Source organism: Methylobacterium tardum, from assembly GCF_023546765.1.
Classification (GTDB): domain Bacteria; phylum Pseudomonadota; class Alphaproteobacteria; order Rhizobiales; family Beijerinckiaceae; genus Methylobacterium; species Methylobacterium tardum.
Genome location: NZ_CP097484.1, coordinates 6,117,992 through 6,130,725 on the forward strand (window position 1 = coordinate 6,117,992; position 12,734 = coordinate 6,130,725).

The 12,734-nt window shown below is 70.7% G+C and carries 10 protein-coding genes; 7 read left to right on the forward strand and 3 right to left on the reverse strand.

Going from position 1 to position 12,734, the window contains the following annotated elements; all coding sequences use genetic code 11:
* Entirely contained in the window at nt 1–2,202 is a 2,202-nt protein-coding gene (locus tag M6G65_RS29285; RefSeq protein ID WP_430929524.1) for a PBP1A family penicillin-binding protein, read from the reverse strand.
* Nucleotides 2,203–2,325: 123 nt separating this feature from the next.
* Here M6G65_RS29285 and M6G65_RS34145 point away from each other — a divergent pair, with 123 nt between their 5' ends.
* Nucleotides 2,326–2,520: a hypothetical protein gene (locus tag M6G65_RS34145; RefSeq protein WP_430929525.1), complete on the forward strand. Its 195-nt coding sequence runs from the start codon at nt 2,326–2,328 to the stop codon at nt 2,518–2,520.
* Nucleotides 2,521–2,620: 100 nt separating this feature from the next.
* Here M6G65_RS34145 and M6G65_RS29290 read toward each other — a convergent pair whose 3' ends face one another.
* Entirely contained in the window at nt 2,621–3,274 is a 654-nt protein-coding gene (locus tag M6G65_RS29290; RefSeq protein ID WP_250103202.1) for an HdeD family acid-resistance protein, read from the reverse strand.
* Between the two features lie 193 nt (nt 3,275–3,467).
* Here M6G65_RS29290 and M6G65_RS29295 point away from each other — a divergent pair, with 193 nt between their 5' ends.
* Together M6G65_RS29295 and M6G65_RS29300 are read left to right on the forward strand one after the other, a co-directional pair.
* Nucleotides 3,468–4,739 (forward strand): HlyD family secretion protein, encoded by a 1,272-nt coding sequence (locus M6G65_RS29295; protein ID WP_250103203.1) that lies wholly within the window; start codon nt 3,468–3,470, stop codon nt 4,737–4,739.
* Between the two features lie 5 nt (nt 4,740–4,744).
* Nucleotides 4,745–6,415 (forward strand): DHA2 family efflux MFS transporter permease subunit, encoded by a 1,671-nt coding sequence (locus M6G65_RS29300; RefSeq protein WP_250103204.1) that lies wholly within the window; start codon nt 4,745–4,747, stop codon nt 6,413–6,415.
* 215 nt (nt 6,416–6,630) lie between these two features.
* On the opposite strand, the gene M6G65_RS29305 is transcribed toward M6G65_RS29300, so the two are convergent.
* Complete coding sequence (locus tag M6G65_RS29305; protein WP_238194759.1) at nt 6,631–7,851, reverse strand: transglycosylase SLT domain-containing protein; 1,221 nt, start codon at nt 7,849–7,851, stop codon at nt 6,631–6,633.
* A gap of 320 nt (nt 7,852–8,171) precedes the next feature.
* On the opposite strand from M6G65_RS29305, the gene M6G65_RS29310 reads away from it, so the two are divergent.
* From M6G65_RS29310 to M6G65_RS29325, 4 genes are all read left to right on the forward strand, one after another.
* Nucleotides 8,172–9,362 (forward strand): inositol-3-phosphate synthase, encoded by a 1,191-nt coding sequence (locus M6G65_RS29310; RefSeq protein ID WP_250103205.1) that lies wholly within the window; start codon nt 8,172–8,174, stop codon nt 9,360–9,362.
* Nucleotides 9,363–9,511: 149 nt separating this feature from the next.
* A complete protein-coding gene (locus M6G65_RS29315; RefSeq protein WP_250103206.1) occupies nt 9,512–10,441 on the forward strand; it encodes an HD domain-containing protein in 930 nt (309 codons plus the stop codon).
* Between the two features lie 44 nt (nt 10,442–10,485).
* A complete protein-coding gene (locus M6G65_RS29320) occupies nt 10,486–11,667 on the forward strand; it encodes a class I SAM-dependent methyltransferase (protein WP_250103207.1) in 1,182 nt (393 codons plus the stop codon).
* Nucleotides 11,667–12,662 (forward strand): Gfo/Idh/MocA family protein, encoded by a 996-nt coding sequence (locus M6G65_RS29325; protein WP_250104311.1) that lies wholly within the window; start codon nt 11,667–11,669, stop codon nt 12,660–12,662. The genes M6G65_RS29320 and M6G65_RS29325 overlap by 1 nt, the downstream gene beginning before the upstream one ends.
* The last annotated feature ends 72 nt before the right edge of the window (nt 12,663–12,734 follow it).

A 12,734-nucleotide genomic window follows, 5' to 3' on the forward strand; every position in this document is an offset into this window, starting at 1 on the left:
CTACCGGCCCCACAGGCCGACCCGCTCGGCCCGTGCCTGCTCCTCGGCCCCGAGCAGGTCCGGCGGCGCATCCTCCGCGGCGCGTGCGCCGCCCGCCGCCAGGATCAGCCCGGCGAGGTCGTCGCCCTCGATGCGGCAGCGGGCCTTGGCCCCGTCGGAGACGGCCGTGCAGACCACCTCGCGCCGCCGCAGGTAACTCGCGAGCTGACGGGCGAGATGTCCGCGCTCGCCCTCCACCCCGAGAAGGCGCACGACGCGGCCGCGCAGGTTCAGGGTCCCGGTATCGATCACCTCCGGTACGCCCCGGACCTCGCCGGCCGGGGACGGATCGGCCGCGGTCGCGACCGCCCGGGCCGGCTCGGCCCGCTCCGCCGAGGGGCGCGGCTTGCCCTTGGCAAGCTTCTCCGCCGCCCGCTGGACGAAATCGTGGAAGATCCCGGCCGGCATCTCGCCGCCGAACATCCGGCTCATCGGGCTGTCGTCGTCGTTCCCGATCCAGACCCCGACCACGAGGTCCGGCGTCATGCCGACGAACCAGGCGTCGCGGAAATCCTGGCTCGTACCGGTCTTGCCGCCGATGATCTGGCCGGGCACCCGCGCCGCCCGGCCGGTGCCGGACTCGACCACCGCCTGAAGCGAGTCGAGCATCATCGTGCGCGGCTCCTGCGCGAGCGTCGCCCCGGGTGCCGGATCGGTCTGGACGTAGAGCGGCTGCGGCGCCCCTCCGCGGATCGCCTGGATGCCGTAGGCCTGGAGCGGGGTGCGGCCGGAGAGGACCGATCCGTAGGCGCGGGTGATCTCCAGGAGGCTCACGCCGCCGGAGCCGAGGACGAGGCTCGGCACGTTCGGCAGGTCGGACTGGATGCCGAGCCGGCGCGCGGTGGCGATCACCGCGGGAATGCCGACCTCCTGGCCGAGCTGGGCCGCCACCGTGTTGATCGAGAGCGCGAAGGCGGTCCGCAGCGGCACCGGGCCGCGATAGCGCCCGTCGTCGTTCTCGGGCTCCCAATTGCCGATCTGGACCGGACGATCGACCAGGACGGATTCGGGGCTGTAGCCGTTCTCGTAGGCGGTCAGGTAGACCAGCATCTTGAACAGCGAGCCCGGCTGGCGCTTGGCCTGGACGGCGCGGTTGAACTGGCTGTCCTCGTAGTCGCGGCCGCCCACCATGGCGAGGATCGCGCCCTCCTTCGACAGCACCACCATCGCCGCCTGACCGACCTTGCGGCGGCGCCCGTCCTTGTCGAGCCGGCGCGCCACGACGCCTTCGGCGAGGCTCTGCAGGTCTAGGTTCAAGGTCGAGCGGACGGTGACGTCGCCGTCCTTGCCGGCGAGGCGCTTCACGTCGCCGGCGATCATGTCGAGGAAGTAGTTGGTCCCGGGCGGCGCCTCTGGCGGCGTCTTCAGGGTCACGCTCTGCCGGCGGGCCGTGTCGGCCTCTCCTTGCGTGATTGCGCCGGTCTCGACCATGGCCTGGAGCACCACGTCGGCCCGCTCCTTGGCGCCGCCGAGGTTGCGGGTCGGCGCGAGCTGTGAGGGTGCGCGCACGAGACCGGCCAGCATGGCCGCCTCTGGAAGACTCAAGGCCTTGGCCGGCTTGCCAAAATAGCGCCGTGCTGCCGCATCCGCCCCGTAGGCGCCGGCGCCGAAATAGGCGGTGTCGAGGTAGCCGAGCAGGATCTCGTCCTTGCTCATCGTCGCCTCGACGCGCAGGGCCAGGAACGCCTCCTGGACCTTGCGCCAGAGCGTCTTCTCCTGATTGAGCGAGGTCAGGCGCGCATATTGCTGCGTGATCGTCGATCCGCCCTCGCGCACGCCGCCGCCCGTGACGTTGCGCCACGCCGCCCGGGCGAGCCCGCGCAGGTCGAGGCCCCAGTGGCTGTAGAAGCGCCGGTCCTCGATCGCCACGATCGCCTGCGCGAGATGCGGCGGCAGGTCGGCGGCGGTGAGCTTCTGGCCGCGGAAGCTTCCGCGCGTGGCGAAGACGCGCCCGTCATCGGCCTCGACGGTGATCGCCCGCTGACCGGTCTCGGCGACGGCCCCGCCGAGCGGCGGCAGGGTCAGGAGCGCGGCGAGCAGGTAGAGCGCCAGCGCCAGGGCCGGCAGCAGGATCGCGGCACCAGCCGCGAGCAGGACCGGCCGCCGCCGCACCGGTCCGCCCCAGCGCGTCCCCGCTTCGGCGGCAGGCCGGTCGGCGGGCACCCTCGGCCGAGCCTCCGTCCGAGCCCGATCGCGTCTGCGCGCCAGGAGTGCGCCGGAGCGGGCAGATGCGGCACCCCCGAGGCGCGCGACCCCGCGGCCGCCCGCGGCGAGCAGGACCCACAGGTGCCGGAGGAGATCGAGAGCAGCGCGCCGCGCCTCGCGGGCGGCCGGCGCGGGTCGGGCGCATCGCTCTTCGCTGGGCGCGCGGCCTTCGGATCTGACGGTGTCGGCCCGTCGGTCGGGGCGCGCTCCGGCGCGTCGGGCGTCATCGCATTGCAGGGTCCGGGACCGGCCGCTCCGGTCGACGCGGTGTTCTAGGCTGCTTCAGGCCGCGTGTCCCGCAATCACCGCGGCGTGATCGAACCCGGATGACGATCGCACCGCGGCCGTGTGGATCGGGCCACGGATCCGGTTCGGATCAGCGCCCGGTCGGGGTGATGGACGACCCGGCGGCCCCGTGCCGGCTCCGAAGCTGGAAGGCCAGGATCAGCAGGAGCACGCCGAATGCGAAGGTGTAGGAGCCGATCCACCACGTCAGCACCAGGGCCGACATGCCGGGCTCGAGGATCAGCGCGATCCCGAACAGGATCGACACGATGCCGCCGAGAACGAGCCACCAGCGGCCGTAATGGAGATGAAGCCGGAAGGCCGCGGCGATCATCAGCCCGCCGGTCACCAGCGCCCAGACGGCGAGCAGCAGCACGAAGGCCCAGACCGCCGCCGCCGGGACCAGAACCGCCGCGACACCCACGATGATGTCGGCGAGGCCTTCCAGCAGCAGGAAGCCCCAGCGCTCGTGACGCTGCGCCGCCCGGACCGCGCCGATGATGGCGAAGACGCCATCGGCGACCATGTAGGCGGCGAAGAACAGCACCAGCGAGAGCACGAAGGCGCCGGGCGCGATGAAGGCCACGGCGCCGAACAGGATCGCGATGACCCCGCGCAGGGCGATGAGCCACCAGTTGCGGGCGAGCGCCGCGCTCATGGCGTCGAGGCGCGCGGCGCCGACGAGCGGGACGCCGGACGGAGACGTGGCCGTGGGGCCGGAATTCGGTGTCGGACTGCTGGTCATGGCGGAACTCCGAACCTGGCAGCCGTGAGCGGCAGAGGTTCCCGGCGCAGAACGCCGCAGTGCGGCAAGCGTTCCTGGGGGCGACTGCCGCGCCATGGAACCTTGGGCCAGCGCTCGGCTTTTGCAGTGCGAGGCGGGCGATATGCACTGTCCGGCCACCCTCGGGGGCCGGCCCACCGGGCGACGATTTCCCATGTTTGACGATCAGCGGCAGGCCTCCGAGGCGGCGGCGCGCGCGCGGCCGGCCGATGGCCGGGCCGAGGCGGTCGACCGCGATGTCGTCGACCGCGATGTCCTGGATCTCGGCCGGCCCACGCAGGAGCGCGAGACCGCGCGCAAGCCCGGCGCGGACGGCGAGGATCAGGAGGCGGATCAGGACGCGCCGAAGGAGGAGACCGACGACGGGGCGGACGATCAGGAGGACGAGGAGCGCCGCCCCAACATCCTGCGCCGCCACCCGTTCGCGTTCCTGCTCGGCGCCCTCGCGGTCGTCGCTCTGTGCGTCGGCGTGTTCTTCTACTGGCTCCTGTACATGCACCCGTACGAGAGCACCGACGACGCCTTCGTCGACGCGCGCAGCATCTCGATCCAGCCCAAGGTCGGCGGCTACCTCGCCGATGTGCCGGTCACCGACAACCAGCACGTCGAGGCCGGGCAGATCCTCTTCCAGATCTACCAGCGCGACTATCAGATCGCCCTGGAGCAGGCGAAAGCCCAGGTCGAGGCCGACGAGGCCGCGATCAAGAACATCGATGCCCAGATCCAGGCGCAGTACGCCAACATCGACGTGTCGAAGGCGCAGGTCGCCACTGCCGAGGCGGCGCTGAAATTCGCCCAGGAGGATGCGGCCCGGTACAAGGACCTCGCCGAGCGCGGCTCGGGCTCGATCCAGCAATCGCAATCGGCGACCTCGACGCTGCAGCAGCGGCAGGCCTCGCTGCAGAGCGCCAATGCCAGCGTGGTCGCCGCGCAGAAGCAGATCGGCTCGCTGCAGGCGCAGAAAGCCTCGACCCAGGCGCAGCTCGCCCGCGACAAGGCGCAGGTGGAACAGGCGGAACTGAACCTCGGCTACACCACAATCCGCTCCGTGCAGTCCGGCCGTGTCGTCCGGTTGACCGGCGGCATCGGTCAGCTCGCCCAGGCCGGGCAGACCCTCTCGACCTTCGTGCCGGACGACATCTGGGTGACGGCGAACTACAAGGAGACGCAGATCACCGACATGCGTCCGGGCCAGCCGGTCGACATTGCGATCGATGCCTACCCGAGCCGCAAGATCCACGGCACGGTGGCCTCGGTGCAGCCGGGCTCCGGCACCGCCTTCAGCCTGTTGCCGGCGCAGAACGCCACCGGCAATTACGTGAAGGTGACGCAGCGCATCCCGGTGAAGATCGTCGTCAGCGACTGGCCGACGGACGTCTCGATCGGCCCGGGCATGTCGATCGTTCCGACCGTCACGGTCCGGTGAGCGCGATGGCCGCCAAGGGCGGGTCGGCCGCGCCCGGGCGGAAGCCGAACGCGGACAAGCCGCGGACGGGCAAGTCCGCTGCGAGCAAGTCCGCTTCGGGCAAGGCGCCGGGCGGCCACAATCCCTGGCTGATCGCCGGCGTGGTCGCGCTGGCGACCTTCATGGAGGTGCTCGACACCACCATCGCCAACGTGGCGCTCCGCTACATCTCGGGCGGCCTCGCGGTCGGGCCCGACGAGGCGGCCTGGGTGGTGACGAGCTACCTCGTGGCCAACGCGATCACGCTCACGGCCTCGAGCTTCCTGGCCAAGCGCTACGGCCGCAAGGCGTTCTTCATGTGGTCGGTGGGGCTGTTCACGATCTCGTCGATCCTGTGCGGTTTCGCCTGGAGCCTCGAATCGCTCCTGCTGTTCCGGGTGCTGCAGGGGCTCGGCGGCGGCGGCATGGCCCCGCTCGCCCAGTCGATCCTGGCCGATTCGTTCCCGCCGGCGAAGCGCGGTCAGGCTTTCGCGCTCTACGGCGTCGCCATCGTCGTGGCGCCGGTGATCGGGCCGACGCTCGGCGGCTGGCTTTCCGACAACGCCTCCTGGCACTGGTGCTTCCTGATCAACGGCCCCGTGGGCGTGATCGCGCTGGGGCTGATGTACTGGCTGATCGAGGACAGCGAGGCGGCCAAGAAGGAGCGCCGGGCCCTGTCCCGCAAGGGCATCCGCTTCGACATCGTCGGCTTCGTTCTGGTCGCCCTGTTCCTCGGCTCGCTGGAGGTGATCCTCGGCGAGGGCCAGCGGAAGGACTGGTTCGGCACCTCGACTCTGATGAACGTTTCCGGCGTGCTGATGGTGGTCTCGTTCGCGGCCATGATTCCGTGGCTCCTGAACAAGAAGAACCCGATCGTGGACCTGAGCCTGCTGGGCAATCGCCAGTTCGGCTCCTGCTTCCTGGTGATGATGTTTACCGGCGCGATCCTGATCTCGACCACGCAGTTCATCCCGCAGATCACGCAAGAATATTACGGCTACACCGCCACCCTGTCGGGCCTCGTGCTCGGGCCCGGCGGCATCGTCACGGTGGTCATGATGTTCCTCACCGGCCGGGTCTCGGCCTACGTGCAGCCGAAATGGCTGATCGCCACCGGCATGACCATCGTGGCGCTCGGGATGTATGACCTGACGCGGCTCAACGGCACGACGACCTTCGCGTTCTTCGCGTGGTCGCGGGTCTATATCGGCATCGGCCTGCCGATGGTGTTCCTGTCGATCACCTCGGCTTCCTACGAGGGCATCCGCAAGGACCAGACAGATCAGGCTTCGGCCCTGATCAACGTCGCCCGCAACGTCGGCGGCTCGATGGGCGTCTCGCTCGCCCAGAACATCCTGGCCTATCGCAGCCAGTTCCATCAGAGCCGGCTGGTCGAGAGCATCAATCCGGCCGAGCCCGCCTACCAGGAGACGATGCGACGCGCGACGCAGTACTTTTCCGAGCACGGCTATGTCGGCGTCGAGGCCCAGAACCAGGCAACGGCCTGGATCGGCAGCGTGCTGAGCACCGAGGTCGCCTACTGGGCCTATATCGACGTGTTCTGGGTGCTGGGCATGGTCGCCGCCTGCGCGGTGCCGCTGGCGCTGAGCCTGAAGAGCGTCAAGCTCGGCGGCGGTGCGCCGGCCGGCGGGCATTGAGGCGGACGATCAACCTCGGGATGCGCCGCGCTCCCGGCTCCGTCCTTCCGGGGCGCCGCAGGCGAGCCCGGAATCGAGAAACACCGCCCGTGTCAGGACCTGACGCATCGGCGGCTCTGGATTCCGGGTTCCGCTGCGCGGCCCCGGAATGACAGGCTGATGCCCGTGATGCCTCAATCACGATACCCTTGCGCGCCAGGATGGAGACCCGATCCTCACACCCCGTCCGGCGGCAGCGCTTCCGTGACCTGCACGCGGCGGTTGCCCGCAGCCTGGCCTGCCTCGTCGGCGGCGACCTCGGTCTGAGCCGGCGTTTTGTCCAGGGCCTCGGCCACCGCCGCGACGCCCTTGTAGCGCGTCAGCCGCCGGTCGATCATGTCCTCGATCCGCCCGTGCAGTTCGGCCACGGTCAGGCTGCGGCGCTTGCCGCCGGCCTTCTCGGTGAACAGGCTGCGATTGGCCCGGGCCGCGCTGCGGAACTCCCGCCCCGCGACCTCGTCGGGCCTCTCGGAGGAGAGCGACAGGAAGCGTCCGGCGCTGGCCGTGCCGAGGAAATGCGCGAGGTAGAGCTCGGTGGTGGAGAGGGCCCGACCGACCCGCGCCTCGATCCGCTCGCGGTCGCGCTTGATCAGCTCGGCCGCCATCAGCGCCGCCACGCGCGGATCGTTGCGCAGGCCGAGGACCCGGGTGCGCATCCCGGCCGTGACGGTGATTGCGGAGCCGCGGCCCTTCACGGCGGCGGCTTCGTTGGCGAGCCCGTAGCGGGCGCCGTAATCGCGGATCATCTCCAGCCAGGTGCGGGCGACGAACTGAAACAGGCCCTGCGCCGAGGAAGTCGCGGCCTTCGCGTCGGTGTCGAAGCTCGATTCCTTGTCGGCCAGCGCCATCATGTAGACGGGATCGACACCAGCCTCGTCCGAGGCCTTCACGATCGTGTCGACCACCTTGCCCGGCACGCTGCGCTGGCCGAATCGGACGGCGGCCTCGCCCTGCTCCTGGGTCACGCGCGGCAGGGCGGCGAGGTTGTCCTGGATCAGCGCCGTGGTGGCCGGCTCCTGCTCCGGAACGGGCAGTCCGCTCCAGGCGGCGTAGGCTTCGGATGAGGCCTCGATCGGCGCGGCGTCCATCGCGGAGCGGGCGAGCGCCTGCGCGGCACGCGGGCTGGTGTCCACCCGGTCGTGAGCCTGTGCGGCGGGCGCGAAATAGGCCGGCGCGAAGGCCGCCTGCGGCAGGCCGAACCCGGCGATCAGGCCCAGGACCAGCGTTCCGGAGAGCCGGCGGATCCCATTCTGGCCTGTGCGGCGAAGTGACCGGCGCTCCGTTCCGCGTCCGGCCCGCGGCAGCCACGCCACGGTTTCATCCTCGATATGGCTCGCGGTCGGCGCGAGTCGGCTCACGTCGTCGGCGCAACGCGCCGGCTCCGGGAAAACCCCCATCACTGGTCCTCTTCAGATTTTTCCTTTGTCGGCCCGGCGTCTGGCGGCCGGTCCTTGGAAGCGGCGGCCGTATCGGCGCCGGCCGTGACCAGAATGGGACGGCTCCGTGATCCAAGCGTGGCACGGTCAACGAAGGGTTAACCCTGCTTTTTAAGGCCGCCGTAACGCCGTGATCGCGCCGCGCTCCGAGGGGCGGAGGCGCAAAGTTGTCGCATTCGGCTTGGAACGCCGCACGTCCGAGCCAGTTAGGTACCGCCCGGGGGGGCCGAACTCTCCGTCCCAAGACGCCACCCGCGTCCCCACAAGGACATCAGTTTCCAATGAGCATGCAGTCCGGTCGCCGCGTCGGTGTCGCGTTCGTTGGCATGGGGGGCGCCGTCGCCACCACCGCCATCGCCGGCATCGAGATGATCAAATCCGGCTCGAACCGGCTCGACGGACTGCCGCTCGCCGGCCTCTCCGTGGCGGGCACGGCCGATTACAAGGATCTCGTCTTCGGCGGCTGGGACCTGAACGGCGACGACCTCGCCTCGGCCGCGAGTGGCCACGGCGTGCTTTCGAAAGACGACATCGAGAACGGCGCCCAGGTCCTGAAGGGCATCACCCCCTGGCCGGCTGTCGGCAGCGCCAAGTTCTGCAAGAACATCGACGGCCAGAACCGCATCGTCGCCAAGGACCACCGCGAGGCGGTCTCGGTGATCGCCAACGACCTCCGCCGCTTCCAGAAGGAGAGCAACCTCGGCGACGTGGTCGTGGTGAACCTCGCCTCCACGGAGCGCTGGCCCGACCTGAACGACCCGACCCTGAACTCGACCGCGGCCTTCGAGAAGGGGCTCGATTCGAGCGACGAGGCGATCTCGCCGGCGATGCTCTACGCCTACGCGGCGATCAAGAGCGGCATCCCCTACGCCAACTTTACCCCGAGCGTGGCCGCGGACGTCCCGGCACTCCTGGACCTCGCCAAGGAGCTGAACGTCCCGGTGGCCGGCAAGGACGGCAAGACCGGCCAGACCATGATGAAGACGGTGCTGGCCCCCGCTTTCAAGGCGCGCGCCCTGCACGTCGACGGCTGGTTCTCGACTAACATCCTCGGCAACCGCGACGGCCTGGCGCTGAACGACCCGAACTCGCTGCAGTCCAAGCTCAACACCAAGGGCACGGTGCTCGACTCGATCCTCGGCTACCCGGTCGAGGACCACCTCGTGCACATCCACTATTACCGGCCGCGCGGCGACGACAAGGAAGCCTGGGACAACATCGACGTCACCGGCTTCATGGGCCAGCGGATGCAGATCAAGGTGAACTTCCTCTGCAAGGACTCGATCCTGGCCGCCCCGCTGGTCATCGAGATCGCCCGCGTCCTCGACCTCGCCAACAAGCGCGGCGACGGCGGCGTGCAGGAGCAGCTCTCGACCTTCTTCAAGGCGCCGATGGTCAAAAACGGCCACGGGCCGGAGCACGCCTTCGGCAAGCAGGAGAAGATGCTCCACGACTGGCTGGGCGTGCACTGAACGGGCGCTGACGCACCACAATGTACGCTCCTCCCCCCACGGGGGAGGAGGCGCGCGTTTCGACCTTCGTCGGTTGGCGAGCCGGAAGGGTCCTTGGGGCGTTCGGTGAAGACCTCACCCGAACTGCTGCACGCCGTCTGAAAGAAACGATGCCGAGCGAGAACCACCCGTCCCCCTCCGGCGCCGCCGCGCCGGAGGCGTTGCGCGACCTTCTGGTCGAGATGAACGACCTCAAGCGCGTCCGCTCGGCGGGCCGCCCGGGGTCGATCGCCGAGCGGCTGTTCGCGCAGGGATGGGGACTCCTCACCGGCGGCGCCGCGCCCGATGACGTCGCCCTCGACATCACCGCGACCACCCTCGCGGCGACACGCCTCTGCGACCTCGACGCGGCCTTCCTGACCGCGGCGGGGCTCTCCGACGCGGACGCCTCCACGGTGCTGGTGGCGGGCTTCGACGCCGTCACCAGAGAGCTCGATCCGGAGCTCCGCGAGCGCTTGCGCGCGCGGCTCGCGCCGCGTCCGGCCGGCCGGCCCGGGCCGCTGCCGGGCTTCGTCGGCGCCCTGGCGCAGCAGCCGCGGGCGGGCGTCACCTGCCCCGGCCGCGCCCGGATCCTGCTGGAGCCGCCAGAGAACCACGCCGAGCACTGCCTGATCGTGGCGGTCTACGGCGTCTGCCTCAGCCCGTTCTACCGGGCCGATCCCGGCACCGTGTTCCTGGCCGCGATGGCCCACCACTTCCACAACGCCGCGATGCCGGATGCCGGCTTTACTGGCGAGATGCTGCTCGGCGATCATCTGGGCCCGATCATGGCGACCACCACCGCCTGGGCGCTCAATGAACTCGGCGAACCCCTGCGCGGCGAGGTCGAGCGCGCCCGCGCGGTCCTGCCCGACGACGCCACCGCCGAGGGCCGCGCCTTCCACGCGGCCGACTGCATCGACCGGGTCCTGCAGATCGCCCAGCATCTCCGCGGGGCCTCGACCACGATGGGGATGGTGCTCGGCGAGTGGGAGCTGGTCCATGCCGGCCCGGTGAAGGGCTTCCACGATCGTGTCCTCGCCGACATGCGCATCCCTTGATCGCCGGACCCGGTCGCCCATCTGCCCGGGCGGCCCCGAGAACCATGATCCCGTTCGAACTCAGATCGCCGGACACCGGCAACCCGCTGAAGGCCGACGGCCCGCACGCCCTGCGCGACGCGGAGACCGGCGCGCGCTGGCCCGTGATCGACGGCATCCCGTACCTGCGGATCAACCGCGCGGCCCTGGTCGAGCGGGTGCTCGCCCATCTCGATGCCGGCGAGCCCGACGAGGCGCTGGCCGCCCTGCTGGTCGATCAAGACGATTGGTGGAACGGGCCGCCCGCCGATCCCGCCGGGATCATCCGCCTGATCAAGGAGCGCCGCACCGCGACCCTGCGCGACGCGGTCGAACTCCTCGGCTGGGGCCGCGTCGGCGACTACTTCCTGCACCGCTGGAGCGACCCGACCTTCCTGGCTGGCCTGTCTCTCCTGGAAGCGCACTGGAACGAGCCCGTTTGCGTCTTCGAATTCGCCTGCGGCATCGGCCACTACCTGCGGGAGCTGCAGCGGCGCGGCTGCAAGGTCGCTGGGGCCGACGTGGTCTTCGCCAAGCTCTGGGTGGCGCGCCACTGGGTCGTGGCCGAGAAGGCCCAGCTCGTCTGCTTCGACGCCGGCTCAGCCCACTGGCCGATCGCCGGGGCTCCGGTCGACCTCGTCGTGTGCAACGACGCCTTCTACTTCCTCGGCGACAAGGCGGTGCTGCTCGAGTGCCTCCGCCAGAATGCCGGCGACGACGGCTGGCTGGCGCTGAGCCACATCCACAACCGCGACTGCCCGGGCTTCTCGGCCGGACGGGCGGTGACGGCCGAGGAGATCGCCGAGCTGTTTCCCGACGCCCTGGTGTACGACGACGCGGAGTTGACCCGGGCGCTCGTCGAGGCGCGGGCGCCGGGCCCGCAGGAGCCGGCGGCCCTGCGCACCTGCGAGGCGTTCTCGGTGGTGTGCGGCCCCGGCATGCGCCCGGCGCCGCGCGCGCTTGTCGACGGCCTGACCCTGCCGAAGCCGAGGACCGTGCTGCGGCTCAACCCGCTCTACGCGCCAGAAGGCGACGGTTACGTCATCCGCTGGCCCTCGGAGCGCTACGAGGCGGAATACGGCCCCCGCGCCACCTACCCGCTGCACTCGCCGGGACCCGAGACGCTGACCTTCGGCGAAAACCTCGATGCGTCGGAGACGCAGCGCGTGCGCGTACGCGAATTCGTCGACCTCCCGGAGCGGTGGTGATGGACGCCGTCGGCTGGGGCATCGTCGGCTACGGCTGGGTCGCCCGCGACTTCATGGAGCCGGGCATCCGCGCCGCCGGGCACCGGCTGGTGGCGGTCAGCGATCCGAATCCGGAGAGCCGCGCGGCCGCCGAGCGGGCGGGCGCCCGCGGTCACGCCGACCTTGCCGCCCTGATCGCCGAGCCCGAGGTCGAGGCGGTCTACGTGGCGACGCCGAACCACCTCCACCGCATCGCCGTCGAGGCGCTGGCCGCCGCCGGCAAGGCGATCCTGTGCGAGAAGCCCATGGCGGCGACGCTCGGGGACGCCGAGGCCATGGTCCGCGCGGTCGAGTCGCAAAACATCTTCTACGGGACGGCCTTCGACCAGCGGCATCACCCGGCCCACCGGACGATCCGCGCTCAGGTCGAGGCCGGCCGGCTCGGCACCGTGACGGCGGTGCGGATCGTCTACGCCTGCTGGCTCGGCCGAGACTGGTCGGAGGCCGGGCAGCCCAACTGGCGGATCGACGCCGCCCAGGCCGGCGGCGGCGCCCTGATGGACCTCGCCCCGCACGGGCTCGACCTCGTGGACTTCCTGGTGGGTGAGCCGATCACGGATCTCGCGGCGCTCACGCAGTCCCGCGTGCAGGACTACGCCGTCGGCGACGGCGCCCTGCTGATCGGGCGGACCGCGGGCGGTGCCCTGGCGAGCCTGCACGTCGCCTACAATTGCCCGGACGCGCTGCCCCGCCGCCGCCTGGAGGTGGTCGGCACGAAGGGCCTGCTGGTCGCCGAGAACACGATGGGCCAGACGGCCGGCGGGTCGCTGACCTTCATAGACGGCGCCAGCGGGCGCGCCGAACCGCTCGCCTTCGACGCCGACAGCTCGCCCTTCACCGAGCAGGTGCGCGCCTTCGGCTCGGCCCTGCGCCGGCCCGAGGAGCGGGCGGCGTACTCGGCGTCCCGAGACCTTCACACGATGCGGCTCGTCGCCCGCGCCTACGGGCAGGGGTAGCAACCGCCGGACAGGATGACACAACACCGAGCCGCGACCCGATCCACCTCACCCGCGCCCTCATCCTGAGGT